This is a genomic window from Massilia cavernae (genome assembly GCF_003590855.1).
In the GTDB taxonomy this organism is placed as follows: Bacteria; Pseudomonadota; Gammaproteobacteria; order Burkholderiales; family Burkholderiaceae_D; genus Telluria_A; species Telluria_A cavernae.
On sequence record NZ_QYUP01000124.1, the window covers coordinates 71,506 to 96,756 of the forward strand.

General features: G+C 63.0%; 21 protein-coding genes and 1 tRNA gene. 18 read left to right on the top strand and 4 right to left on the bottom strand.

What is annotated here, in order from left to right; genetic code table 11:
- Positions 1-72: 72 nt before the first annotated feature.
- Together D3872_RS16405 and D3872_RS16410 are read left to right on the top strand one after the other, a co-directional pair.
- A complete protein-coding gene (locus tag D3872_RS16405) occupies positions 73-1,398 on the top strand; it encodes an IS4 family transposase (protein WP_119811147.1) in 1,326 nt (441 codons plus the stop codon).
- 283 nt (positions 1,399-1,681) lie between these two features.
- Positions 1,682-2,746 (top strand): IS4 family transposase, encoded by a 1,065-nt coding sequence (locus D3872_RS16410; RefSeq protein WP_182915718.1) that lies wholly within the window; start codon positions 1,682-1,684, stop codon positions 2,744-2,746.
- 80 nt (positions 2,747-2,826) lie between these two features.
- On the opposite strand, the gene D3872_RS16415 is transcribed toward D3872_RS16410, so the two are convergent.
- Entirely contained in the window at positions 2,827-5,163 is a 2,337-nt protein-coding gene (locus tag D3872_RS16415; protein ID WP_119811811.1) for a penicillin-binding protein 1A, read from the bottom strand.
- A 350-nt stretch (positions 5,164-5,513) separates the two neighbouring features.
- Between D3872_RS16415 and D3872_RS16420 the strand changes: the two genes are divergently transcribed.
- The 8 genes from D3872_RS16420 (at position 5,514) to D3872_RS16455 (ending at position 13,963) form a co-directional block, all read left to right on the top strand.
- Complete coding sequence (locus D3872_RS16420; RefSeq protein WP_119811812.1) at positions 5,514-6,593, top strand: pilus assembly protein PilM; 1,080 nt, start codon at positions 5,514-5,516, stop codon at positions 6,591-6,593.
- Positions 6,590-7,231, top strand: coding sequence for a PilN domain-containing protein (locus tag D3872_RS16425; RefSeq protein WP_119811813.1), 642 nt, complete (start codon positions 6,590-6,592; stop codon positions 7,229-7,231). Before D3872_RS16420 ends, D3872_RS16425 begins: the two co-directional genes overlap by 4 nt.
- Entirely contained in the window at positions 7,228-7,929 is a 702-nt protein-coding gene (locus D3872_RS16430; RefSeq protein ID WP_119811814.1) for a type IV pilus inner membrane component PilO, read from the top strand. The genes D3872_RS16425 and D3872_RS16430 overlap by 4 nt, the downstream gene beginning before the upstream one ends.
- The gene (locus tag D3872_RS16435) at positions 7,926-8,471 is read left to right on the top strand and encodes a pilus assembly protein PilP (protein WP_119811815.1); all 546 of its coding nucleotides are present in this window, start codon (positions 7,926-7,928) and stop codon (positions 8,469-8,471) included. The genes D3872_RS16430 and D3872_RS16435 overlap by 4 nt, the downstream gene beginning before the upstream one ends.
- 11 nt (positions 8,472-8,482) lie before the next feature.
- Positions 8,483-10,666, top strand: coding sequence for a type IV pilus secretin PilQ (locus D3872_RS16440; protein ID WP_119811816.1), 2,184 nt, complete (start codon positions 8,483-8,485; stop codon positions 10,664-10,666).
- A gap of 115 nt (positions 10,667-10,781) precedes the next feature.
- Entirely contained in the window at positions 10,782-11,090 is a 309-nt protein-coding gene (locus D3872_RS16445; RefSeq protein WP_119811817.1) for a hypothetical protein, read from the top strand.
- Between the two features lie 111 nt (positions 11,091-11,201).
- Entirely contained in the window at positions 11,202-12,824 is a 1,623-nt protein-coding gene (aroKB, locus tag D3872_RS16450) for a bifunctional shikimate kinase/3-dehydroquinate synthase AroKB (RefSeq protein WP_119811833.1), read from the top strand.
- A gap of 2 nt (positions 12,825-12,826) precedes the next feature.
- Positions 12,827-13,963, top strand: coding sequence for a deoxyguanosinetriphosphate triphosphohydrolase (locus D3872_RS16455; RefSeq protein WP_119811818.1), 1,137 nt, complete (start codon positions 12,827-12,829; stop codon positions 13,961-13,963).
- Positions 13,964-14,070: 107 nt separating this feature from the next.
- On the opposite strand, the gene mutY is transcribed toward D3872_RS16455, so the two are convergent.
- Genes mutY through mutM form a run of 3 tightly spaced genes read right to left on the bottom strand, consistent with a single transcriptional unit; the run spans position 14,071 to position 17,986 of the window.
- Entirely contained in the window at positions 14,071-15,177 is a 1,107-nt protein-coding gene (gene mutY / locus D3872_RS16460; RefSeq protein WP_229459364.1) for an A/G-specific adenine glycosylase, read from the bottom strand.
- Positions 15,174-17,102, bottom strand: a complete 1,929-nt coding sequence (locus tag D3872_RS26600; RefSeq protein WP_229459367.1) for a dynamin family protein — start codon at positions 17,100-17,102, stop codon at positions 15,174-15,176. The genes mutY and D3872_RS26600 overlap by 4 nt, the downstream gene beginning before the upstream one ends.
- Before the next feature lie 50 nt (positions 17,103-17,152).
- A complete protein-coding gene (mutM, locus tag D3872_RS16470; RefSeq protein WP_119811821.1) occupies positions 17,153-17,986 on the bottom strand; it encodes a bifunctional DNA-formamidopyrimidine glycosylase/DNA-(apurinic or apyrimidinic site) lyase in 834 nt (277 codons plus the stop codon).
- A 154-nt stretch (positions 17,987-18,140) separates the two neighbouring features.
- Between mutM and D3872_RS16475 the strand changes: the two genes are divergently transcribed.
- The 8 genes from D3872_RS16475 to D3872_RS16510 form a co-directional block, all read left to right on the top strand.
- Positions 18,141-19,871 carry a tetratricopeptide repeat protein gene (locus D3872_RS16475; protein WP_229459365.1) on the top strand — a complete coding sequence of 577 codons (1,731 nt, stop codon included), beginning with the start codon at positions 18,141-18,143 and terminating at the stop codon, positions 19,869-19,871.
- A gap of 135 nt (positions 19,872-20,006) precedes the next feature.
- A complete protein-coding gene (locus D3872_RS16480; protein WP_119811823.1) occupies positions 20,007-20,612 on the top strand; it encodes an outer membrane lipoprotein LolB in 606 nt (201 codons plus the stop codon).
- A 4-nt stretch (positions 20,613-20,616) separates the two neighbouring features.
- Positions 20,617-21,522, top strand: a complete 906-nt coding sequence (gene ispE / locus D3872_RS16485; protein ID WP_119811824.1) for a 4-(cytidine 5'-diphospho)-2-C-methyl-D-erythritol kinase — start codon at positions 20,617-20,619, stop codon at positions 21,520-21,522.
- Between the two features lie 65 nt (positions 21,523-21,587).
- Positions 21,588-21,664, top strand: a tRNA-Gln gene (locus tag D3872_RS16490).
- Positions 21,665-21,814: 150 nt separating this feature from the next.
- Complete coding sequence (locus D3872_RS16495; RefSeq protein WP_119811825.1) at positions 21,815-22,765, top strand: ribose-phosphate pyrophosphokinase; 951 nt, start codon at positions 21,815-21,817, stop codon at positions 22,763-22,765.
- A gap of 167 nt (positions 22,766-22,932) precedes the next feature.
- Positions 22,933-23,559 (top strand): 50S ribosomal protein L25/general stress protein Ctc, encoded by a 627-nt coding sequence (locus D3872_RS16500; RefSeq protein WP_119811826.1) that lies wholly within the window; start codon positions 22,933-22,935, stop codon positions 23,557-23,559.
- Positions 23,560-23,670: 111 nt separating this feature from the next.
- Positions 23,671-24,255, top strand: a complete 585-nt coding sequence (pth, locus tag D3872_RS16505; RefSeq protein WP_119811827.1) for an aminoacyl-tRNA hydrolase — start codon at positions 23,671-23,673, stop codon at positions 24,253-24,255.
- A 25-nt stretch (positions 24,256-24,280) separates the two neighbouring features.
- The coding region (locus tag D3872_RS16510; protein WP_119811828.1) for a patatin-like phospholipase family protein at positions 24,281-25,251 on the top strand (971 nt) is incomplete at its 3' end.

The following is a 25,251-nucleotide window of genomic DNA, read 5'->3' on the forward strand; positions in this document are numbered from 1 at the left end:
AGCTTTTGAAGCCCACTTTTTCGTGGCTCTGGTGTTGTAAACAATATTTTGTTGTGTTAACTTTGCGGCGTGATACTTTCAGACGCCATATTGTTTGCCAACGAAGTACCTGAGCCGTTCGACTGGAACCGACTCGGCGAACATTTGCCGTTTGAATGGATAGAGGCCGCCCTTGTGGAGCAAGGGAAGGCAAGCATACGCCATCGTCGCCTCCCGGCGCAGCAGGTCGTCTGGTTAGTGATCGCACTGGCGCTGTATCGCCATCATTCTATCGGCGAGGTACTCGCTGAACTGGACTTGGCGCTGCCAAACGTAACAGCGCCGTTTGTGACGGATGGTGCGGTGACACGAGCGCGCCAGCGACTTGGCGCGAAGCCCGTCGAGTGGCTTTGCCAGATGTCGGCGAAGGCGTGGAGCAGCCAGGACAAAGAAGCCTACCTGTTCAACGGCCTCGTTTTATTGGCAATCGACGGCACCACTCTGCGCACCCAAGACAGTGCGGCAAACCGGGCCCACTTCGGGGCGCAGGCCTATGCCAAGGGGACTGTCGCGAGCTATCCCCAGGTGCGCGGCGCGACCCTGACCCATGTGCCCACCCATCTGGTTGTCGACGCACGATTTGGTCCTTACGCCACCAGCGAAAAAGCCTTCGCAATGGAACTTATCGACAGCATCGCCGACGATTCGCTGACCGTCGTCGATAAAGGTTTCTTGTCTGCGGAGCTGCTGTGTCGAATCACCACTCGCGGGCGCAATCGTCATTTCCTCGTTCCCGCCAAGAGTAATACCAAATGGACCGTTATCGAAGGTGGTCCAGATGACGCGATCGTGGAAATGCAAGTGTCGGCAGCGGCGCGCAAGAAGGCGCCCGAGCTGTCCAAGACTTGGCGCGCACGCGCTATCGCGATGATCGATTCGAAAGGCCAAAAGCATTTCTTGCTCACATCCCTGACCGATCGCATCGCATTTAAGGCCGCTGAACTGATCGCGTGCTACGCCCGCCGCTGGCACATTGAAACCAGTTACCGCGAGCTCAAACAATCAATGATGGGCATGGCGTTGACGTTGCGTAGTCAAACGGTCGACGGCGTCATGCAGGAGATTTGGGGCGCGATTATTGCCTACAACCTGATTCGACTTGAAATCGCGAAGGCGGCGCTCGATGCCGGATGTGCCCCGACCGACATCAGTTTCGTGCGTGCGTTTCACACCATCCAATATGAACTGCTTTGGGCTGCCGCCACTCGGGCGCAAGGCAAGCTGCCATCCTTGCTTCAGAACATGCGGCAAAGGCTCGTCACCGAGCTCACTGTAAAACGACCCGGCAGGAAACATGACCGGGTCGTTAAATCGAAATCGCAGCGCTACCCATTCAGGAAAACTAAGAAAATAGCTTAAGTCAACGCCATTAGGGTCAGACCCTGAGCCTTCCCCTCAAAAATTGCTTGTAAACAGGCTGGATGCCTGTTAACTTCTAATCCCAAAAACGGCGCATGCATGGCTGTGTTAACCCTTTCGTTTGTAGCGACCAAACTGCGAACGAAAGGAACAGACTATGCATGCAGGACGAATCATACAAGATTTGTTAGCCGATCAATGCCCATCGATACACGCCAAACGCCGGCATTGCCTTGCCTTGATGATTGAGGCGGCGCGGAGTGGCGGGCTTGGTTTGCTGAAGATGAGTAAGTCTGTGCAAGGCTCGAGCTCATTGCGTCATCGCATCAAGCGCTGTGATCGGCTGTTGAGCAATCCCCATCTGGCGACCGAACGCGTGGAGATATTTCGCGCAGTCGCGCAGCGCGTCTTGCAAGGCCAATCGAAGATCAGCATTATCGTGGACTGGTCCGATTTGTTAGCCGACATCAGCCAACACGTGCTGCGTGCGGCTGTCGTTGTGAAGGGCCGCGCTATCGTCATCTATGAAGAGATACACCCCACCGCGCAGTATGGTGCGGCTTCGGTGCACCGCGAGTTCATGAAGACGCTACGCTCGGTGCTGCCAGCCCATTGTCAGCCCTTGATCATCACCGATGCCGGCTTTCGCGCCGCGTGGTTCAAGATGCTCGATCAACTCGGGTTTGCCTGGATAGGACGCATCCGAAACCGCGACATGGTGACCCCCAGTGGCAAAAGTGACTGGCGCGGTTGCAAAGAGCATTTCGCGGACACGAAGGGACGTGCACGCGACCTGGGGAGCTTCAATTACGTCCGTTCGAACCCTGTGCCATGCCGTTTGGTGATGATCAAGAGAGTACCCAAAGGGCGCACATGCAAGACTGTGTTCGGGAAAAAATCGCAGAGCCACCATAGTAAGAAGCAGAGCGCAGGGCAACGGGAGCCGTGGTTGCTGGCTGTTTCGCCACGCCTGTCGAGGCTCAGTGCCAAGGCGGTTGTTAATTTGTACCAGGGCCGCATGCAGATCGAGCAGACGTTCCGCGACCTCAAAAGCTCCCAATGGGGAATGGGGCTCAGCAGCAGCCAAACACGCAAGCCACATCGACTCACCATCTTGTTGCTCATCGCATCGCTGCTTGCGTTCGCGCTGTGGCTGATCGGCTTGGCCGTACGCCGCAACGGGTTCGCTGTTCACTATGGCAGTCGCAAGAAAGCGGCTGCCACCCTATCCATCCTGTCGCTAGCGCGCCACTGGCTGCAATATCACAGCTCGGCACTCTTAACGCGACGTCAAATCGCCGAAGCGTTGAACGAGCTCGGGTCCATGCTCGAGACGTACGAAATATGAGGGGAAGGCTCAGGGTCAGACCACCATTTCCGAAACATTTCGGAAATGGTGGTCTGACCCCGATTTAAGAAAGATTGCTGTTAGAACAGCTCGTTCTTGACCGCGTCCTTCACCTGCTCTTCGGCCGGTGTGCTGCGCACGCCGACGTCGATGCTCTGGACGCCCGTGCCCGGCGGGTTCTCGGCGTAGTAGTACTCTTCGCCGGAGTGCACCAGCCCTTGCGGTACCGGCCGCTCTTCCACCGGCACGCCCATCAGCGCCTTGTTCATGTAGCCGATCCAGATCGGCAGCGCCAGGCCGCCGCCGGTTTCCCTGTTGCCGAGGTTCTTGGGCTGGTCGAAGCCGATCCATGCAATGCCGACCAGCTTCGGGTTGTAGCCGGCGAACCAGGCGTCGACCGAGTCGTTGGTCGTCCCGGTCTTGCCCGAGATGTCGGTGCGCTTGAGCGACAGCGCCTTGGTCGCGGTGCCGTAGCGGACCACGTCCCTCAGCATGCTGTCGACCAGGAAGGCGTTGCGTTCGTCGATCACGCGGTTGCCTTCGTCGCCAGCCCGGTCCGGCGACGCCTGCGACAGCACCGTGCCGTTGCTGTCGGTGACCTTGGTGATCAGGTAAGGGCTGACGCGGAAGCCGCCGTTCGCGAACACGGCGTACGCGCCGGCCAGCTGCAGCGGCGTGGTGGCGCCGGCGCCCAGCGCGAGCGTCAGGTACGGCGGGTTCTTGTCGGCGTCGAAGCCGAAGCGCGATGTGTATTCCTGGCCGTACTTGGCGCCGATGCGGTTCAGGATCCGGATCGAGACCATGTTCTTCGACTTGGTCAGCCCGCGCCGCATCGTCATCGGTCCTTCGTACTTGCTGTCGTAGTTCTTCGGTTCCCACGGCTGGCCGCCGGTTTGCCCCGCGTCGAACGAGATCGGTGCGTCGTTGATCAGCGTGGCCGGCGACAGTCCGCGTTCCAGCGAGGCGGAGTAGATAAACGGCTTGAATGCCGATCCCGGCTGGCGCCATGCCTGCGTCACGTGGTTGAACTTGTTGCGGTTGTAGTCGAAGCCGCCCACCAGCGCCTTGATCGCGCCGTCCTGGGTGTCGGCCGCGATGAAGGCCGATTCGATTTCCGGCATCTGGGTGATGCTCCAGGTCGTGCCGCCGCCCTGGGTCACGCGCACCACCGCGCCGCGCTTGATGCGGCGGTTGGGCGCGGCCTTGGACGACAGCCCCGTTTGCGCGAACGCGAGTCCGGAGCCGGTGATCCTGATCTCTTCGCCCGACGCCGTCACCGCCACCACTTCCTGCGGCGACGCCTTCAGCACCATCGCGGCGATGATGTCGTCGCTGTCGGGATGCTCGGCCAGCTCGGTTTCGATCGCTTCGTCGGCTTCTTCCTTCACACCAGGGATATCGATGTAGGCTTCCGGGCCGCGGTACGCCTGGCGCCGTTCGTATTCCATCACGCCGCGGCGCAGCGCCAGGTAGGCGGCGTCCTGGTCGGCCTTGGTGATGGTGGTGAACACGTTCAGCCCGCGCGTGTAGGTCTCTTCCTTGAACTGCTCGTACACCAGCTGGCGCGCCATCTCGGCCACGTATTCCGCGTGCACGCCGAACTCGTTGGAGTCGGTCTTGATCTTCAGTACCTCGTCCTTGGCGGTCGCGTATTGCGCCGGTGTGATGTAGCCGAGGTCGCGCATGCGCTGCAGGATGTACTGCTGGCGGGTGCGCGCGCGCTTCGGATTGACCACCGGGTTGTACGCGGACGGCGCCTTCGGCAGGCCGGCCAGCATCGCCGCCTCCGCCACGCTGATGTCCTTCAGCTCCTTGCCGAAGTAGATCTGCGCCGCCGACGAGAAGCCGTAGGCGCGCTGGCCCAGGTAGATCTGGTTCATATAGACCTCGAGGATCTGGTCCTTGGTCAGGCTCTTCTCGATTTTCCACGCCAGCAGGATCTCGTAGGCCTTGCGCTTGAGGGTCTGCTCGGACGACAGGAAGAAGTTGCGCGCCACCTGCTGGGTGATGGTGGACGCGCCCTGGCGCCCGCCGGTGCCGGTGGCGTTGTGCAGCGCCGCGCGCAGGATGCCCTTGTAGTGCACGCCGCTGTGCTCATAGAAGCTGTCGTCCTCGATCGCCAGCACCGCCTTTTTCATGACGTCGGGAATGTCCTTGATATGCACCAGCGTGCGCCGCTCTTCGCCGAATTCGCCGATCAGCACGTTATCTGCGGAGAAAATCCGCAGCGGCATTTTGGGGCGGTAATCGGTCAGGGTATCGAGCGCGGGCAGGTTCGGATAAGCCATCGCCAGCGCGAATACCACGATCAGCAGCGCCACCAGGCCGCTGCCGGTGACTATGCCTAGCGCAATCAGGAGTATTCGTTTGGTGCTGCGTTTTGGGGAATGCGATTTTTCCGTTTGGGAAGCAGTCATGCGGGTGGATCTCTCACTATTGATTCGGGTCATTATAAAGCACTGCCAAAGCCGCGCCGTCCTGTAAAAACCGGGTTTTCCAGGTGCTTCGTGAACCTGCCGACAACTATGATGTCAGGGCGTTCACAGAGTGTGGCGTATCCGCCCATGGCCGGAAAGTTCCAATGCAGAAATACCTTTACATCCAATCGGCGTTGTTGCTACGATTTAATGTACTGTCTTATGTATGCCGCCTAAATAACGGTTTTATATCAAATTACCCGGAAATGACCTTCAATATTATTATTTCTGCAAAGCAATTTGCGCCGATATAATCAATTGATGGAAATGATGGGAGGAATGGGCTCGTGATGGTTAATATAGCTTCCTTGTTCGGGCAATCCAGTCCTCCCTTGATCGGGTTGGACGTCAGTACGTCGAGCGTCCGCCTTGTTGAGCTGGCTCAGCTCGGCAAGGGCGAATTGCGGCTCGAGCGTTATGCTTCCGAACCGCTGCCGCGCGGCGCCGTGGTCGACGGCAATATCGAAAACCTGGAGCAGGTCTCGGAGGCGGTGCGCCGCGTCTGGAAAAAGAGCGGCACCCGCGTCAAGCTGGTGGCGCTCGGCATGCCGCCCGCTTCCGTCATTACCAAAAAGATCATCCTGCCCGCGGGCTTGGCGGAGGACCAGCTCGAAGTGCAGGTCGAATCCGAGGCCAGCCAGTATATCCCTTTCGCGCTCGACGAGGTGAGCCTCGACTTCGACGTGATCGGCCCTGCCGCCAATTCGCCCGACGACATCGAGGTGATGCTGGCCGCGTCGCGCAAGGAGAAGGTCGAGGATCGCGTGGCGCTGGCCGAAGCGGCCGGCCTGACCGCGGTCGTGATGGATATCGAATCGTATGCGGCGCGCGCCGCGCTCGACCGCGTGATCGCGCTGACGCCGCAAGCCGGCGCCGGCCAGATCGTGGCGCTGTTCCAGATCGGCGCCCAAGTCACCCATATTTCGGTCATGCTCGACGGCGACACCATCTACGAGCGCGAGCAGCCGTTCGGCGGCAGCCAGCTTACCCAGGATATCGTCCGCACCTACGGCTTGTCGATGGAGGAGGCCGAGACGCGCAAGCGCGCCGGCGACCTGCCGGAAAACTACCAGGCTGAATTGCTGACGCCCTTCCTCGAGAGCGCGGCGCTGGAAATCACCCGCGCCATCCAGTTCTTCTACACCTCCACCCCTTACACCCGTATCGACCAGCTGTACCTGGCCGGCGGCTGCGCGCTGATGCCGGGACTGCTCGACATCGTGGCCAGCCGCACCCGCATCTCCAGCGCCGTGGTCTCGCCGTTCAAGGGCATGCAGCTGGCGCCCGCCGTGCGCGAGTCGCAGCTGCGCACCGAAGCGCCGGCCTACCTGGTCGCGTGCGGACTGGCCTTGCGAAAGGGCGCAGCATGATCAAGATTAACCTGCTTCCCCACCGGGAAGCGAAGCGCAAGCAGAAGCAGGCCGCGTTCGTCGCGCTGATGGCGCTGGGCGGCGTGCTCGGCGTGGTCGTGGTGCTGATGGTCGGCGGCTACAACGCCAGCCGCATCTCGATCCAGGACGAGCGCAACCGCGTCATCACGGCCGCCAACGCGGAGCTTGACGTCAAGATCGGCCAGATCGCCACCCTCAAGCTGGAAATCGAAGCGCTGAAGGCGCGCCAGCAGGCGGTGGAAGACCTGCAGGGCGACCGCAACCAGCCGGTCTACCTGCTCGACGAACTGGTGCGACAGACCCCGGAAGGCGTGTACCTCAAGTCGTTCCGCCAGGACGGCCAGCGCGTCATCGTTTCCGGCTTCGCGCAGTCGCAGGAGCGCGTGGCCGAACTGCTGCGCAACCTGGCCGGCAATTCGCAGTGGCTTGAGCGTCCCGACCTGACCGAAGTGCGCGCGGTGCCGCTGGCACAGGGCAAGGGCGGCCGCAAGGTCGTGGAATTCACGCTGGGGGTCTTCATCAAGCGTCCGCGCGACCTCGACGCCGCGGCAGCCGCCGTGGCCGACGGCAAGGCGGGTGACGGCAAAGCGGCCGCCGTCGGCGGAGACAAATCATGAACAAGAACATCGACCTGAAAGACCTGTCGCAGTCCATCGGCGCCCAGTTCCAGGGCTTGCAGGGCCGCCCTCCCGGCCAGTGGCCGCTGGCGCCGCGCCTGATGCTGGCGCTGGGCGTGATGGCCGCCGTCATCGTGGCCGGTTACTTCCTGTACTGGAGCGCGCAATTCGAGGAGCAGGAGGCCGGCGCCGCCAAGGAAGCGACGCTGCGCCAGGAGTACACCGTCAAGATCGCGGAAGCGATCAACCTCGAGGCGCTGCAGGAGCAGAAGCGCCAGGTCGACCAGTACGTCGAGCGCCTGCAGAAGCAGTTGCCGAGCAAGGCCGAGATGGCGGCGCTGCTGTCGGACATCAACCAGGCCGGCGTGGGCCGCGGCCTGCAGTTCGAGCTGTTCAAGCCGGGCCAGGTGGTGGTGCGCGACTACTACGCCGAACTGCCGATCGACATCAAGGTCACCGGCAGCTACCACGACATCGGCGCTTTCGCCGGCGACATGGCGCACCTGCCGCGCATCGTCACCCTGAACAACATGTCGCTGACCACCGCCAAGGATGGCTCGCTGGTGCTGGACGCGGTGGCCAAGACCTTCCGCTACCTCGACCCGGAGGAAGCGGCGACCCAGCGTGAAGTACGCAAGGAACGCGAGAAGGCCGAGAAGCAGGCCGCTGCGAAGAAAAAGCAAGGAGCTGCACAATGACGCGCCTGATCAAGACCGCCGCGCTGGCGCTGGCCGCCGCCGTGCTGGCCGGCTGCGGCGACAGCGACGTGCGCGAAGTCCAGCAGTGGATGGACGAGACCCGCAAGAACACCCCGGTCCGGGTCAAGCCGCTGACCGAGCCGAAGACTTTCATCCCGCTCGCCTACCAGGCCGGCGGCGCGATCGAGCCGTTCAGCCAGGACAAGCTGCTGGCCGAACTGGCACGCACCGACGCGCGTTCGGACAACCCGCTCAAGCCGGACACCGAGCGGCGCAAGGAATTGCTGGAGACTTTCCCGCTCGATACCATGCAGATGGTCGGACTGCTGCAAAAGGGCAGCGTCAACCACGCGCTGCTGCAGATAGACCGCCAGGTGCATCAGGTAAGGGCGGGCCAGCGCATCGGCCAGAACTTCGGCGTCGTCACTGGCGTGACGGAGCAGGCCGTGGTTATCAGGGAAGTGGTTCAGGACGCCACCGGCGATTGGGTCGAGCGCATGTCGAAGTTGGAATTGCAGGAAAGTAAGGAGACGGCAAAATGATCGCATTACGAATGAACGGCGCCATGACCCTGCGGGGCTGCGCGCTCCGCGTGGGCGCGTGGCTGGCCCTGGCCCTCGGCAGCAGTGCCGCGCTGGCGCAGGAAAATGCGATCGAGTCGATCACGGCGAACCAGCAGGGTTCGAACGTCATCGTCAACATCGCGATGAAGAATCCGCCCGCCAAGCCGCCGATCGGTTTTTCGATCACCAACCCGAGCCGCATCGCGCTCGATTTCGGCGCCACCGCCAACGCCACCGGCAGCAGCGCCCAAGAGGTCAACCTGGGCGACCTGCGCACGATTAACGTGGTGCAGGCAGGCGCCCGCACGCGGTTGGTGCTGAACCTGAAGCGTCCGCTCAACTATGCCACCGCGATCGACGGCAAGTCGGTGATCGTGACGGTCGACGGTTCCGGCGGCGTGGCGCAGGCGCTCGACCGCGCCGGCGTGCCGGTTGCAGCCCCTGTGGAGAGCGCCCGATCGGCTCCCACTGGTCGCCAATCGCTGCGCGACCTCGATTTCCGCCGCGGCCCGAACGGCGAAGGCCGCATCGTGGTCGACCTGCCGAACAGCCAGGTCGGCGTCGACGTGCGCCAGGCCGGCAACAAGGTGGTGGTCGACTTCCTCAAGACGGCGCTGCCTGAAACCCTGCGCCGCCGCCTCGACGTGTCCGACTTCGGCACCCCGGTCAGCCTGGTCACCACCGCCCCAAGCGGCGAAAACGTGCGCATGACGATCGAATCGAACGGCCTGTGGGAACAGAGCGTGTACCAGAGCGAGACCCAGCTGGTGGTCGACATCAAGCCGATCAAGGAAGACCCGAACCGCCTGACCCAGGGCACCCAGGGCTACCGCGGCGAGAAGCTGTCGTTCAACTTCCAGAACGTGGAAGTGCGCGCGGCGCTGCAGGCGATCGCCGACATCTCGGGCCTGAACATCATCACCAGCGATTCCGTCAGCGGCAACCTGACCCTGCGCCTGCGCGAAGTGCCGTGGGACCAGGCGCTCGACGTGGTCCTGCAGGCCAAGGGCCTGGACATGCGCAAGAACGGCAACGTGCTGTGGATCGCGCCGAAGGATGAACTGCTGACCAAGGAAAAGCTCGAACTCGAACAGCGCGCCCAGATCGCCGACCTCGAGCCGATGCGCTCCGAAGTCTTCCAGCTGAACTACCAGAAGGCTGAATCGTTCCGCACCGTGTTCGGCCTTGGCGCCGACGGCGGCGCGGCGGCGGGCGGCGCCGACAATCCGAACCGCGTGCTGTCCAAGCGCGGCAGCGCGGTGATCGACCCGCGCACCAACCAGCTGTTCGTCACCGACATCCCGTCCAAGATCGAGGACATCCGCAAGCTGATCCAGAAAACCGACGTCGCCTCCAAGCAGGTGCTGATCGAAGCGCGCCTGGTCGAAGCCAACGACGGCTTCTCGCGCAACCTCGGCGCCAAGCTCGGCTTCGCCGACCTGCGCGGCCTGAGCGGCGCCGGCCGGCCGGGCTTCTCGCTCGGCGGCGGCGAGCGCGTGGCAATCGGCGGCAACATGACCGGAGCGGGCCAAGTCACCGGCCAGACCCCGGACACCGGCGACGGCTTCACCAACACCCAGTTCATCAACCTGCCGGCCGCGGCGATCGGCGCGGTGCCGCCTGCGACGCTGGCCTTCAGCCTGTTCTCGTCGGCCGCCAACCGCTTCCTGAATCTGGAGCTGTCGGCGCTGGAAGCGGACGGCAAGGGCAAGATCATCTCCAGCCCGCGCGTGGTCACCGAAGACAAGATGATCGCCGTGATCGAGCAGGGTATCGAACTGCCGTACCAGGTCGCCACCAGCAGCGGCGCCACCTCGATCACCTTCAAGAAGGCCAACCTGCGGCTGGAAGTGACGCCGCAGATCACCCCGGACGGCAACGTGGTGCTGGAAGTGGACGTCAACAAGGACTCGAAGGGCGAAGAAACCCGCGCCGGCTTTGCGATCAACACCCAGCACGTGAAGACCAAGGTGATGGTCGAAAACGGCGGCACCGTGGTCCTGGGCGGCATCTACCAGCAAATCGAATCGACCAGCGAGAACAAGGTCCCGCTGCTGGGCGACGTTCCGGTGCTCGGCTACCTGTTCAAGACCACCGGCCGCAGCACCAGCAAGACCGAACTGCTGGTATTTATCACGCCGAAGATCGTCGCTGACCGTGTTTCTGCACGATAATTGAGGGTATTGCAACACACTCGGGCGAGATCGCGACCACCTTCCGCGTCAAGGCTTCGCTCGACAATGGCTTCTCACGCTGTTCGACTCGATCGTCGTCACCACCGGCCTGCCGGTGCAGCGCGCGTTCTCGGTGAGCGTGGGCTCGCCCAATGTCGAAGGCCTGAACATCGACAGCGCGCCGCAAACGCCGGCGACCAGCATCAACGTGCTGGTGGCCGACGAATTCGGCAACCCGGTCGCCGACGTCACCTCCGGCCCGCTGGTAGCACGACAAGGCTCATGGCACCTGCTCAAGGTGAGCGCCGCCGCGCCAGTTCCGTGCACCGCCGACCTCCGCGCGACCTTCAGCGTCAGCATCACAAGTCCACTTGGCAAGTTGATTACGACTTATCCGTTTACAATGCCAATAACCTGTCCATAAAGCTTGGCTGAAAAACCAGAAACGGCCAGGGATCACCTTGGCCGTTTTTTTTAACCAGACCAACTACTTCACGTGCTGGATCGCAAACACAACATCATCCTCGTCGGCCTGATGGGGGCGGGAAAGACCACCATCGGGCGGCTGCTGGCGCGCAAGCTGGGCATGGATTTCATCGATTCCGACCATGAGATCGAGGCGCGCACCGGCGCCTCCATCCCCTGGATTTTCGAAATAGAGGGCGAACCGAGCTTCCGCCGGCGCGAAGCGGACGTCATCCGCGACCTGACCGCGCGCAGCGGCCTGGTATTGGCCACCGGCGGTGGCGCCGTGCTCAATCCCGACACGCGCGCGCTGCTCAAGGCCAGCGGCACCGTCATCTACCTGCGCGCCAACGTCCACAGCATCCTGGCGCGCACCGCGCACGACAAGAACCGCCCGCTGCTGCAGACGCCCGACCCGCGCAAGAAGCTGGAGGAACTGACGGCCCAGCGCGAGCCGCTGTACCGCGAGGTTGCGGACCTCGTGATCGATACCGGCCGCCCTAACGTACAATCGATGGTCAACACCATCCTGGCCCAGCTCGAGGCGCTTGCCGCGTCGGCTGCATGGCCGCCCGTAAACCCTGACACGCGAGGCGCGATGAGCGAAGCAACCAGCACTACCCTGAACGTCAACCTCGGCGAACGCAGCTACCCGATTTCCATCGGTGCCAACCTGCTGGCCGACCCCGAACTGATCTCCCGCCACATCGACGGGCGCCAGGTCGCCATCGTCACCAACACCACCGTGGCGCCGCTCTACCTCGAACGGGTGGCCGGGCCGCTGCGCGCCGCCGGGCGCGAAGTGATCACCATCGTGCTGCCCGACGGCGAAGAGTACAAGACCTGGTCGTCCCTGATGCTGGTGTTCGACGCCCTGCTGGCCAACAAGTGCGACCGCAAGACCACGCTGGTGGCGCTGGGCGGCGGCGTGATCGGCGACCTGACCGGCTATGCGGCGGCCAGCTACATGCGCGGCGTACCTTTCATCCAGGTGCCGACCACGCTGCTGTCGCAAGTCGACTCCTCGGTCGGCGGCAAGACCGGCATCAACCACCCGCTCGGCAAGAACATGATCGGCGCCTTCTACCAGCCGCGCGCGGTCGTTGCCGACACCGGCACGCTGGCGACCCTGCCAGAGCGCGAACTGGCGGCCGGCCTGGCCGAAGTGATCAAGCACGGCGCCATCATCGACGCCGACTTCTTCGAATGGATCGAGCAGAACATCGGCAAGCTGGTGGCGCGCGACCAGGCCGCGCTGGCGCATGCGATCGCGCGTTCGTGCGAGATCAAGGCCGACATCGTGCGCCAGGACGAACGCGAAGGCGGCCTGCGCGCCATCCTCAACTTCGGCCACACCTTCGGCCACGCCATCGAAGCTGGCCTCGGCTACGGCAACTGGCTGCACGGCGAAGCGGTCGGCTGCGGCATGGTGATGGCGGCCGACCTGTCGTGCCGCCTCGGCTTCATCGAACCGGCTGCGGTCGAACGGGTGAGGGCGCTGGTGAAGGCCGCGGGCCTGCCGGTTGTCGCGCCCGACCTGGGCACGGAGCGCTGGCTCGAGCTGATGGAAGTGGACAAGAAAAACGAAGGCGGCGACATCCGCTTCATCCTCCTCAAGCCGCTGGGAGGCGCGAACATCAGGACCGTGCCGCGCGAACTGCTGCTTGCCACCCTCGAAGCCAGCGTGAAATAAGCATGACGCCGGAACAGTACCTCGCTCCCTATGCCGTGCAATCGGAAACGGCGCGGGGACGCCGTTTTGGAGAAACCGCGCACGCGTCGCGCAGCCAGTTCCAGCGCGACCGCGACCGCATCATCCACTGCTCCGCGTTCCGCCGGCTGGAGTACAAGACCCAGGTATTCCTGAACCACGAAGGCGACATGTTCCGCACGCGGCTGACGCACAGCCTGGAAGTGGCGCAGATCGGGCGCTCGCTGGCGCGCAACCTGCGCCTGAACGAAGACCTGGTGGAAGCGGTAGCGCTGGCGCACGACCTTGGCCACACGCCGTTCGGGCACGTGGGGCAGGACGTGCTGAACGAATGCATGAAGGAACACGGCGGCTTCGAGCACAACCTGCAAAGCCTGCGCGTGGTGGACACGCTGGAACAGCACTACGGCGCGTTCGACGGCCTGAACCTGATGTTCGAAACGCGCGAAGGCATCCTGAAGCACTGTTCGCTGACCAATGCGAAGGCACTGGGGCCGGTGGCGCAGCGTTTCATCGACCGCACGCAGCCGTCGCTGGAAGCGCAGCTGACCAACCTGGCCGATGAAATCGCGTACAACAGCCATGACATCGACGATGGCTTGCGTTCGGGGCTGATCACCATCGAGCAGCTGAAGCAGGTGGATTTCTTCGCGCGGCTGTGGCACGAGGTGCAGGCGGTGTATCCGGGCTTGTCGGGACGGCGCGCGATTTACGAGACACTGCGGCGCTTGATCACGGCGCTGGCGGATGATTTGATCGTCACGTCAACTGCGCTGCTGAAGGATGCGAATCCGGGCAGCGTGGACGAGGTGAGGGCGAGTGCGCCGCTGATCCGCTTTTCGGACGGGATGCGCAAGGACGCGACCGAATTGAAGCGCTTTTTGCGGCAGAACCTGTACCGGCACTACATGGTGAACCGGATGCGCGTGAAGGCGAGCCGCATCGTGCGCGAGCTGTACGAGGCGTTCATGGCGGAGCCGGTGCTGCTGCCGCCGGATTACCAGGACGCGTCGGGCGACGTGGGAAAGCAGGCGCGCATGATCGCAGATTACATCGCGGGGATGACGGACCGGTATGCGATCCGCGAGCACCGCAGGATTTTTTCGTTGGAAGAGTTGTAGGCCGGCGTACAAAAACGGCGGATGTGCGCTACGCGCTTATCCGCCCTACGTGTGTATTATTGTGGCGTCCCGACGTAGGGCGGATAAACGGAGTGCATCCGCCGAATTCAGCCGAACAAATTCGACGTCGCCAGTTGCGCCAGCAGCTTCTTCACCGGCGCCGGCAATGGCGCGTCGTCAATCCTCGCCAAGTCCCACCACACATACTTCGTAACGAGCTCCGCGCGCCTGGTGACACCCACACGGTACGGCGAAATATGCAGCTTGTAGTGCGTGAACACATGCACCAGAGGCAGCAGCGCCTCGGTCTCCTCGACCTCGCCAAACGTCCGCGCCGCAACCACAACCTCATCGATCGAAGCAGAAGCGTCATCGTCAAACGCCTGGTGCCCATCCAGCTCCGGCAGCGACATCAATCCGCCCCAGATCCCCGAATCCGGCCTTTGCTCCAGCAGCACCTGTCCGCGATCGACGACCGCGATCATCACCGCCTGCTTCTCCGGCACCGCCTTCTTCGGCTTACGCACCGGCAGTTCCGCCGTGCGCCCCGTGGCAAACGCCACGCAGCGCTGCTGCAATGGGCAGCGCCCGCAATCCGGGCTGCTGCGCGTGCACAGCGTCGCCCCAAGGTCCATCAACCCCTGCGTGTACGACTCGATGCCTTCCATCGGCAGCAGCGCATCCGCACGCCGCCACAGCGCGTCCTCCACCGGCTTAATCCCGGGGAACTGGTCGATGCCGAAGGTGCGCGCAAACACGCGTTTCACGTTGCCGTCCAGGATGGCCGCGCGGGTTCCGCTGGAGAACGCGGAGATGGCCGCGGCAGTGGAACGTCCGATGCCAGGCAAGTCCGCCAGCAGCGCCGGATCCGACGGGAACACGCCGCCGTATTCGTCCACCACGCGCTTTGCGCAGGCATGCAGGTTGCGCGCCCGCGTATAGTAGCCAAGCCCGCTCCACAGCGCCATCACGTCTTCGGACGGCGCGGCGGCAAGGTCGGCGAGGCTGGGAAAACGTTCGAGGAAGCGCGCGTAGTAGCCGAGCACCGCGCTGACCTGGGTCTGCTGCAGCATGATCTCGGACAGCCAGATACGGTAGGCGTCGCGCGTGTTTTGCCACGGCAGCGCGTGCCGTCCGTACGTCTTCTGCCAGCTGATGACGGCGGCCGAGAAACTGGGGTCGGCCAGTTCCTCGAATTCGGTGGCGCGCCTCACGCAGCTTCTTCCAGCGCCTGGAGGTCGGACTCGATGGCGACATTCACGCCGTACGCGAGCTGGGTCAGCTTCGACTTCAGCATTTCCAGCCCTTCCTGGGTGGTTTCGAACGACTGGATCTTCTGTTCCAGGCTGTCGGTCGCATCGTGGATGCGCTGGATCGACGCCAGCCGATGCTTGAGCTGATCCTTGTGCTGGCGGATCTGCGATTCGAGCGGCGCCATGATCACCTTCAGCCATGCCTCGACGTCCGCATTGGCGGCGCGGTAGCTGCGCCGCACGCGCGATGCGATCGAGTCGAAGAAGCGTTCCATGATCACGTTACGGCTGCTCATGATCAGCGTGGTGGTGCCGAACTGGCGCGAGTAGGCTTCCTCAATGGCGTCGACTTCGCGCTTGTATTTGTTCAGCGAGAACGGCATCGGCACCGACAGCGACAGGCCATGCTCGGCCGAGAACTTGCGGTACATCGTTTCCATCATCGCGCTGATCTCGCCGATCTTGATGTTCGATGCGTCGAGGTTGCGGCGGGCCTGGTCGAAGAACTGGCGCACCGGGCCGCGCATGCCGGTAGCGAAGCGCGTGACTTCCATCGCGTCGCGCACGGTGTTGATCTCGTTCTGCACCACGTCCATGCCGAGCGTGGTGTACAGCTCCGTCGACAGCCGCGCGAATACCGAGCGCGTGCCCTGGAGTTTCATCAGGCTGGCGTCGAATTCCCTTTTCTCGACGTCGATGCGGCGCATCATGTGCGCGATCACGGTCTGGTTCTTGCCGCGCAGGCTCTTCAGTTCCTGCAGCTGTTCGACGATGTCGCGCGTGCGCGAGCCGATCATGCTTTGCTGCGCGCCGACCACGCCGGCCAGTTCGTCGGCCAGCTGGTTGCGGATGATGTCCTTCTTCGACGGGATCAGCTCAAGGAACAGCGCACTTTCGAGCGCGGCGAGGCGGCTCTTTTCGAGCAGCGCCATGTCGCTGTTGATCTTGCCGACCAGGGCCTTCTGCGCCGACACCGGGTACACCTGGCGCGTTTCCAGCGCAAGCAGCTGGGCCACGCTGGCCTGCTGGCGCGCGATCTCGGCGTCGTTCTCGGCGTCGCTTTTCAGCTCGTCCCACATGGCGTCGATCTTGTTCAGCACCGCGATGCGGCCGGTACCCGCGCCGATGTGCGTGCGCCAGACTTCGATGTCGCTCTTGGTGACGCCGGTTTCGGCGGCCAGGATGAACAGCACCGCGTGCGCGTTCGGGATCAGGTTCAGCGTCAGTTCGGGTTCGGTGCCGATGGCGTTCAGGCCAGGCGTATCGAGAATCACCAGCCCTTGCTTGAGCAAGGGGTGCGGGAAGTTGATGATCGCGTGGCGCCACAGCGAAATTTCGACCAGGCCCTGGTCGTTCAGCGTGGCCGCCGCGTCCGGGTCGGTCTCGTCATACAGGCCGTAGCTGCGCGCCTCGTCGATGCTGACGTGGCGCGTCAGGCTGACCTGCTTGAAGGTGTCGTGCATGCGGTCGGGCGCATCGAGGTCGAGCGGCAGCACGGTCCACGCCGACGCATCGTCGCGGTAGTCGCTGGTCGACATCTGGCCGGCGCGGGTTTCGATCGGCAGCAGGCGCAGGCAGGGCGGGAAGGCGGGGTCGTACATCAGCTCCGTCGGGCACATCGTGGTGCGGCCGGCGGCCGATGGCAGGATGCGCTGGCCATAGTCGGCGAAGAACAGGGCGTTGATCAGTTCCGATTTGCCGCGCGAGAATTCGGCCACGAAGGCCACCGACAGCTTGTCGTCGCGGATGCGGTCGAGCGCGCGCAGCAGGCGCTGGTCGGTCGCCGCATCGCTCAGCTCGGCGGCGTTGACCCATTCCCGGTAGGCGCCCAGCGCCGCCATGACGTTCTGGCGCCATGCGCTGTACTGTTCGAAATCCTGCACCATTTTGCTCACATTGTCCCCGCGTGCCGGCTCTGCGCGGCCGGCGCTTCCCGTCATTTCTGACAATTTACACAATAAAAAGTCGACCGCTGGCCTTGCTTGATCTGGCGGATGTCTGCGCCACAGTTTCTGCAAGGTACTCCTGCACGATCATAGACGAAATATGTCTGCTGGAAATAGCCAGATTGTCCGTTAACGGCAATAAAGTCACGCAAGGTGCTGCCGCCCTGCACAATCGCCGCGGCCAGCACGTCGCGGATCGCGAGGGCAAGCTTGTCATATCGACCAGCTCCGATGCGGCCGGCCGGCGTTTTAGGGTTGATTCCCGCGTGGAACAAGCTCTCGCAGGCGTAGATGTTGCCGACCCCGACCACGATGTCGCCCGCCAGCAGCACCTGCTTGATCGGCGCGCTGCGCTTGCGCGTGGCGCGGTACAGCAGGTCGCCGGAAAAGTCCTCGCCCAGCGGCTCGACGCCGAGGCCGCGCAGCAGCAGGTGCTCGTCGAGCTCGCCTTCGCTCTTGTCGTGCCACAGCACGGCGCCGAAGCGGCGCGGATCGTGCAGGCGCAGGACGTGTTTCCCTCCGGCGCCGCTCACGACGAGGTCGAAATGATCGTGGGTGCGGTATGCGGTGCCGAAGGGCAGAACGCGCAGGTGGCCGGACATGCCCAGGTGAATGATCAGGGTGCCGTTGTCGAATTCGACCAGCAGGTACTTGCCGCGCCGCCCGGTGCCGAGCACGCGCCTTCCCACGAGGATCTCGCGCAGCCCTTCCGGGAACGGCCAGCGCAGGCCGCTGCGGCGCATCACGACATCGTCCACCACGCGCCCTTCGATATGCGGTGCGACGCCGCGCCGCGTGACTTCGACTTCTGGCAATTCAGGCATGGGGGAAACGTGAAATTGTGTAAATTGCGATGGCGGGTGCGCACGCGACCGGGAGGTTGGGCGTAGAATCAGAAATCATCGATGTCATTCTGGAATTGCTTTGAAAAACGCTTTCGTCATTGTAACCCTCGCAGGCCTGTTATCGGCGTGTGCTGTGGTGCAACAGCCGCAGCCTGCCTCGGTGCCGCCCGCAGAGGTCGAGCCAGCCGCGGTCGCCGACGAAACGAGTTCGCCGGCTGTGGAAGCCAGTGACGACGAAAAGCTGCCGAACGTCGCGCTGACCAGCGACCTGCTGTACAAGCTCATGAAGGCAGAGCTGGAATACCGCGAGGGAAAGTGGGAGCGGCCGTACGCCGACTTGCTCGACATTGCCCGCCAGACGCGTGACCCGCGCCTTGCACGCCGCGCCGCCGAAATGGCGTTGGGCGCCACCCAGCCGCTGGAAGCGATGGCGGCGGTGCGCACCTGGCGCGAGCTGGCGCCCGATTCCGAAGACGCTGCGCGCGCCTATCTCGGCCTGGCCGTCATGTCCGACAAATTGCCGGAAGCCGAGGCGATCCTGAAGCAGCGGCTGGCCGATGCCCCGATCGCGGAACGTGGCGCGGCAATGTTCCAGGCCCGCCAGTTCCTCAGTCGCGCCAAGGACAAGGAGGCGGCGTCGGCGATGCTCGAGCGCCTGATCACTCCGTACAACAACACGGTCGAAGCTCGCATCCTGCTGTCGCAAAACGCGTTTTCGCGCGGCGACAAGGTGCGCGCCGAAACCGAAGCGCGCGCGGCGCTCGCGCTCAAGCCCGATTCCGAAATTTCGGTGCTGATGCTGGCCCAGGTGATGGCCGACCCGGCCAGCGTCGAAACGCTGTTCACCAGCTTCCTCGCCACCCATCCCAAGGCCCATGAAGTGCGCGCGGCGCATGCCCGCCTGCTGGTCGACCAGAAGGAGTACGCCAAGGCGCGCGAATCGTTCGAAAGGCTGCTGGCGGAACAGCCGGACAACCTGGGCAACCTGTATGCGCTGGGCATCCTGTCGATGCAGCTGGATGAGTCGGAAGCCGCCGAGAAATACCTGTCGCGCTTCATCGACGTGCTGGGCGAAAGCCCCGACGACGAGCGCGACCCGTCGCGCGTGCTGCTGATGCTGTCGCAACTGGCCGAGCAGCGCGACGACCTCGCCGCCTCGCGCAAGTGGCTGGACAAGATCGACAGCGCCGATCCGGCCATGACTTTCGGCGTGCAGATCAAGCGTGCGCAGCTGATGGGCAGGACAGGGGACGTGGCCGGCGCGCGCAAGCTGCTGACCGGGCTTGCTCCAGCCGAAAAGACCGAACAGGCGCAGGTAGTGCTGGCCGAGGGCCAGGTCCTGCGCGACGCCGGCCAGTTCGCCAACGCGTACAAGGTGCTGGAAGTCGGCACGCGACGCTTCCCGGACAATCCCGACCTGCTGTACGACTTTGCGTTGCAGGCCGAGAAAATCGGCCGTGTGGAAGTGATGGAAAAGGCGCTGCGCGCGGTGATGGCGCTGGCGCCGGACAACCATCATGCCTATAACGCGCTGGGCTACTCGCTGGCCGAGCGCAATGTGCGGCTGGACGAGGCGCTGGCGCTGATCGACAAGGCGATGAAGATGGCGCCGGAAGATCCGTTCATCATGGACAGCCTCGGTTGGGTGCATTACCGCATGGGCAACCTTGACGCGGCGGAGCTGCAGTTGCGCAAGGCTTACTCGCTGCGCAATGATGCGGATATCGCGGTGCACCTGGGCGAAGTGTTGTGGCGCAAGGGGCAGCAGGCCGAAGCGCGCAAGCTGCTGCGCGAGGCGCGCGCCAAGGATCCGAAGAACGATGCACTCCGAAACACGCTGGCGCGGCTACAGCTGAAGCTGTGATCAGCGATAATTTCAACTATTACCACTAATTTCAAAACCGTCGTTCCCGCGCAGGCGGGAACCCATACTAAGCGTCCATCATCAGCTCAGTATGGGTACCCGCTTTCGCGGGTACGACGGATCGAACGATAACGAATGAATAAACGACTCCTTGCAGCACTCGCTCCGGCGCTCACCGCGATGCTGATTACCGGCTGCGCCACGACTACTCCTGCTGCGGTGTCCCAGGCACCGGTCGCCGCCTACCGCGACGTCATCGACCTCAACGGCAGCCTGTTGGTCAACTACCAAAAGGACGGCAAGCCGGAAACCCTGTCCGGCAAATTCAGCTGGTCGCAGAAGGGCGACCTCATCGACGTGAGCCTGGCTTCGCCGTTTGGGCAGACCCTTGCGCAAATCAGCGTCACCCCCGACTCGGCAACGCTGACCCAGACCGACAAAGTGCCGCGCGTGGCAAAGGACATCGACAGCCTTACGGCGCAGACGCTGGGCTGGTCGCTGCCGGTATCCGGCCTGCGCGACTGGCTGCAAGGCTACGCGACGACGCCCGGCGGCAAGCGCTTCACCGCCTCGCCCGCCACCAACACCGTCACCACCGCCGACGGCTGGCGCCTGACCTTCGTATCGTGGCAGGACGAAGCTGCCGCCCAACCAGTGCCAAAGCGGATCGACGCTGAACGCAACGCCACCGCCACCACCGACGAGTTGGCAATCCGCATCGTCATTTATCCGCAGGGCTGAGGCAATGACGCAAACAGTTTTGCGCGATTGCCCCGCGCCGGCCAAGCTCAACCTTTTCCTGCACGTGTGCGGCCGCCGTCCCGACGGCTACCACCTGCTGCAAACCGTGTTCCAGATGGTCGACCACGGCGACGTGCTGCACTTCGCCCTGCGCGGCGACGATCGCATCCACCGCGCCAACGACATCCCCGGCGTGCCCGAAGAACAGGACCTGATCGTGCGCGCATTGCGGCTGCTGCAGGCCGAGTTCCAGCGCCGCCACGGCCGCCTGCCTCCCGGCATCGATGTGACTGTCGAAAAAATCCTGCCGATGGGAGGAGGGCTGGGCGGCGGTTCGTCCGACGCCGCCACCGCGCTGATGGCGGCCAACCACCTGTGGCAGGCCGGCCTGGACCGCGACGAACTGATGGCGCTGGGCCTGCCGCTGGGCGCCGACATCCCGTTCTTCATCTTCGGCCAGACCGCCTTCGCGGAAGGCGTGGGCGAAGCGCTGCAGGCAGTGGACGTGCCCGATTACTGGTATGTCGTCATCGAACCTGGCGTGTCGGTGCCTACGGCCGCAATTTTTTCAGCCGAGGATTTGACAAGGAACACGGAACCCGTCACAATAGCGGACTTTTCCAGATGCCTCGTGAGTCAAACGAATCCGAGCGAGTATGGGAGAAACGACTTGCAAGCTGTAGCATCCCGCTTGTTCCCGCCGGTAGCCCGGGCGGTCGAATGGCTGGGGCGTTATGGTGGCGCCAGGATGACTGGTTCCGGAGCGTGCGTGTTTTGCGCGTTTTCCACTGAAAGCGAAGCCGACGAAGTGCTCTCAAAAGTGCCTTCCGAATGGGTCGCCTGGAAAGCGAAATCGCTGCCGAAACATCCACTGGCTGAGGTGTTGCAAGTTGATGGAGTTATAGACTAAAATTCGTTTGGCGTTAGATTCGACGTTGATATACGTCAAATATAACGACAAGCAGTAGGTTGCGTAGGGGAATCGCCAAGCTGGTTAAGGCACTGGATTTTGATTCCAGCATACCAAGGTTCGAATCCTTGTTCCCCTGCCATTAATTTTGCCTGGTCTGTCGATGCGAAGCTAGCGTCCAGCAGGTAAAGTCGGTGGCCTCGCTCTCGCGAGTCATCTTTAGCACAGCGCCGTAAGCAGGTTCTCGCGGCGTCTTTTCAAGTCATCAACGCTTTTTCTCTTTGGGACTCCCATGGCTTACGAAAACCTGATGGTTTTTACCGGCAACGCTAATCCTGCGTTGGCAGAAGGAGTCGCAAAAAATCTCGGCATTCCTCTCGGCAAAGCAGTCGTTTCGAAATTCTCGGACGGCGAAGTCATGGTCGAGATCAACGAGAATGTCCGCGGCAAAGACGTATTCGTGCTGCAGTCGACCTGCGCACCGACCAACGACAACCTGATGGAAATCATGCTGATGGTCGACGCGCTCAAGCGCGCTTCTGCCGGCCGCATCACCGCAGCGATTCCTTACTTCGGCTACGCTCGCCAGGACCGCCGTCCGCGTTCGGCCCGCGTTGCGATTTCCGCTAAAGTCGTTGCCAACATGCTGGAAGAAGCCGGCGTCGAGCGCGTCCTGATCATGGACCTGCACGCCGACCAGATCCAGGGCTTCTTCGATATTCCGGTCGATAACATCTACGCTTCCCCGATCCTGCTGGGCGACCTGCAGAAGCGCAACTACGAAGACCTGCTGGTCGTGTCGCCTGACGTTGGCGGCGTGGTGCGTGCCCGTGCGCTGGCAAAACGCCTCGGCTGCGACCTGGCGATCATCGACAAGCGCCGCCCGAAGGCGAATGTGTCGGAAGTTATGAACATCATCGGCGAAGTTGAAGGCCGTAACTGCGTGATCATGGATGACATGGTCGACACCGCAGGCACCCTGACCAAGGCAGCCGAAGTCCTGAAGGAACGCGGCGCCAAGAAGGTTGTAGCGTATTGCACGCACCCAGTCCTGTCCGGCCCGGCAATCGACCGCATCTCGGCGTCGCCGCTGGACGAACTGGTGGTGACGGACACGATCCCGCTGTCGGCGGCAGGCCAGGCCTGCACCAAGATCCGCCAGCTGACCAGTGCTCCGCTGCTGGCTGAAACGTTCAAGCGTATCAGCAAGGGCGACTCGGTCATGTCGCTGTTCATCGACTAAGCGGTAGAAAAACAAGCAGTATTCGAGCGGCGCGCTGGCGAAAATGCCAGCGCGCCGTTGTGTCTTGAAGGATTCATGGGTGCGATGTTGCACTCATTCTCGAGGGCCCCTGGTCGCGGGGGACCTCACAACGCAGGGCAGATGCCCCGCATTTTTTGGAGTTTCACATGAAAGTTATCGCATTCAATCGCACTCAGCAGGGGTCCGGAGCGAGCCGCCGCCTGCGCAATGCTGGCCAAACCCCAGGCATCATCTACGGCGGCGCAGAAGCCCCGGTGCTGATCGCCCTGGACGGCAACGCAATGTGGCACGCGCTGAAGAAAGAAGCGTTCCACGGTTCGATCCTGGACATGGAAATCGACGGCAAGACCCAGCAGGTCCTGCTGCGCGACTTCCAGATGCACGCATACAAGCAACTGGTACTGCACGCTGACTTCCAGCGCGTTGACGCTTCGAGCAAAGTCCACAAGAAAGTGCCGCTGCACTTCATCAACGCTGACGTTTCGCCAGCGGTCAAGCTGCACGGCGCAACCGTGTCGCACGTCCTGGCCGAGCTGGAAATCTCCTGCCTGCCAGCAGACCTGCCAGAGTTCATCAACGTTGACCTGGCAAACATCGACGTCGGCCACTCGATCCACGTAGCTGACCTGACCCTGCCAAAAGGCGTTACCGCGATCACCCACGGTTCCGACCTGACCATTGCTACCGCATCGGTACCAGCAGGCCACGTAGCTGCTGCAGCTGCTTCGAGCGAAGCTGCTGCTGAAGAAAAGCCAGCTAAAGGCAAGAAGTAATTCGTCCGCCGCAGCAATGCGGCAGCCGAAGAAACCCGCTGGCAAAATTGGCCGGCGGGTTTTTTTTCGCCTGTTTTCACTGATAATAACCATTTTACCGTTTGGAACAGCATGCCTATTCGCCTGATCGTCGGCCTCGGCAACCCCGGCCCTGAATACGAACTGACGCGCCACAATGCCGGATTCTGGCTGGTCGACAACCTCGCCAACAGCCTGCCCGGCTGCCGCCTGCAGCGCGAATCTCGCTTCAATGCGATGGTGGCCAGGACCTCGATTGCCGGCAACGAAGTGTGGCTGCTCGAGCCGCAGACCTTCATGAACCGCTCCGGCCAGTCGGTCGGCGGGCTGGCGCGCTTCTTCAAGATCAACCCGGACGAAATCCTGGTGGTGCATGACGAGCTGGACCTGGCGCCGGGCGTGGCCAAGATGAAGAAGGGCGGTTCGTCGGGCGGACACAATGGGCTGAAGGACATTACTGCGGCGTTGGGCACGCAGGAATACTGGCGCCTGCGGCTGGGCATCGGCCACCCGCGCAGCCTGAACCTGCAGCAGCCGGTGGCGGACTTCGTGCTGCATCGCCCACGCAAGGATGAACAGGTGCTGATCGAGGAATCGATCGACAAGAGCTTGCGCGTGGTTCCGTTGGCGGTGGAAGGCAAGTTCGATATTGCCACGATGCAATTGCATACGGCCTAGAATCCGGCACCGATATAATCCTGGAATGAACGCACTTTCATTCCACGCCGGCCCGACCGCGCTCGCCCATCTGCGGGCGCACGGCCTGCAAGCCAGCGACATCGCCGTCATCCCGGCCGCGGCCGGCGGCGCCAAAGGCCTTATCTTCAACGCCCTCGACCAGTGGCTGTTCGGCTCCTGGCTCCCGCAATCCGCGCGCGAACGCACCCTGATCGGTGCATCGATCGGCGCCTGGCGCATGGCCGCCGCCTGCCAGGCCGACCCGGTGCGCGCCTTCGAGCGCCTCGGCCGCTTGTATTGCGAGCAGCGCTACACCGCGAAGCCCTCGGTAGAAGAAATCGATGACGTCTGCCGCAAGCTGGTGTCGGAATTCATCGGCGGCCGCGAACACGAAGTCCTCAGCCATCCGCATAATCGCCTGAGCCTGCTGACCGTGCGCGGCCTGCGCGGCCTGAAGGCGCCGCCGCACCGGCGCGCCGAAATGCGCGGCTTTGCCGCCGCCTCGCTGCTGAACCTGGCGTCGCGCGACCGCCTTGCGCACATGCTCGAACGCGTCGTCATGAGCGACCAGCGTGAACAGGCGCCATGGCTGCGCGACAAGTTCGACGCTTTCACCACCCATTTTTCAACGCTGGACGCCGATAATCTTGCGCCGGCGCTGCTTGCCTCCGGCACGCTTCCGCTGATCATGAAACCGGTGCAGGGCATTCCGGGCGCCCCGGAGGGAACTTACTGGGACGGGGGTATCATCGACTACAACCTTGCGCTGCCGTACTCGCGCATGGCGGGAGCAAGTGAGGGCTCACTGGTGCTCTATCCGCACTTCACCGAGCACATCGTGCCCGGCTGGCTGGACAAGGGGCTGCCATGGCGCCGCGCCGCGCGTGGCCCGAACAGCGGCTGGCTCGACAACGTGCTGATCGTCGCGCCCACGCGCGAATTCCTGCGCAGGCTCCCGCTCGGCAAACTACCCGATCGCAAGGACTTCAAGCACTA

What these genes read in the sequence shown, in the direction of transcription:
- D3872_RS16410 (WP_182915718.1), top strand. Translation starts at nt 1,682, where the DNA reads ATGAGTAAGTCTGTGCAAGGCTCGAGCTCATTGCGTCATCGCATCAAG.
- D3872_RS16415 (WP_119811811.1), bottom strand. Translation starts at nt 5,163, where the DNA reads ATGACTGCTTCCCAAACGGAAAAATCGCATTCCCCAAAACGCAGCACC.
- D3872_RS16420 (WP_119811812.1), top strand. Translation starts at nt 5,514, where the DNA reads ATGGTTAATATAGCTTCCTTGTTCGGGCAATCCAGTCCTCCCTTGATC.
- D3872_RS16425 (WP_119811813.1), top strand. Translation starts at nt 6,590, where the DNA reads ATGATCAAGATTAACCTGCTTCCCCACCGGGAAGCGAAGCGCAAGCAG.
- D3872_RS16430 (WP_119811814.1), top strand. Translation starts at nt 7,228, where the DNA reads ATGAACAAGAACATCGACCTGAAAGACCTGTCGCAGTCCATCGGCGCC.
- D3872_RS16435 (WP_119811815.1), top strand. Translation starts at nt 7,926, where the DNA reads ATGACGCGCCTGATCAAGACCGCCGCGCTGGCGCTGGCCGCCGCCGTG.
- D3872_RS16440 (WP_119811816.1), top strand. Translation starts at nt 8,483, where the DNA reads ATGAACGGCGCCATGACCCTGCGGGGCTGCGCGCTCCGCGTGGGCGCG.
- aroKB (WP_119811833.1), top strand. Translation starts at nt 11,202, where the DNA reads ATGGGGGCGGGAAAGACCACCATCGGGCGGCTGCTGGCGCGCAAGCTG.
- D3872_RS16455 (WP_119811818.1), top strand. Translation starts at nt 12,827, where the DNA reads ATGACGCCGGAACAGTACCTCGCTCCCTATGCCGTGCAATCGGAAACG.
- D3872_RS26600 (WP_229459367.1), bottom strand. Translation starts at nt 17,102, where the DNA reads ATGGTGCAGGATTTCGAACAGTACAGCGCATGGCGCCAGAACGTCATG.
- mutM (WP_119811821.1), bottom strand. Translation starts at nt 17,986, where the DNA reads ATGCCTGAATTGCCAGAAGTCGAAGTCACGCGGCGCGGCGTCGCACCG.
- D3872_RS16480 (WP_119811823.1), top strand. Translation starts at nt 20,007, where the DNA reads ATGAATAAACGACTCCTTGCAGCACTCGCTCCGGCGCTCACCGCGATG.
- ispE (WP_119811824.1), top strand. Translation starts at nt 20,617, where the DNA reads ATGACGCAAACAGTTTTGCGCGATTGCCCCGCGCCGGCCAAGCTCAAC.
- D3872_RS16495 (WP_119811825.1), top strand. Translation starts at nt 21,815, where the DNA reads ATGGCTTACGAAAACCTGATGGTTTTTACCGGCAACGCTAATCCTGCG.
- D3872_RS16500 (WP_119811826.1), top strand. Translation starts at nt 22,933, where the DNA reads ATGAAAGTTATCGCATTCAATCGCACTCAGCAGGGGTCCGGAGCGAGC.
- pth (WP_119811827.1), top strand. Translation starts at nt 23,671, where the DNA reads ATGCCTATTCGCCTGATCGTCGGCCTCGGCAACCCCGGCCCTGAATAC.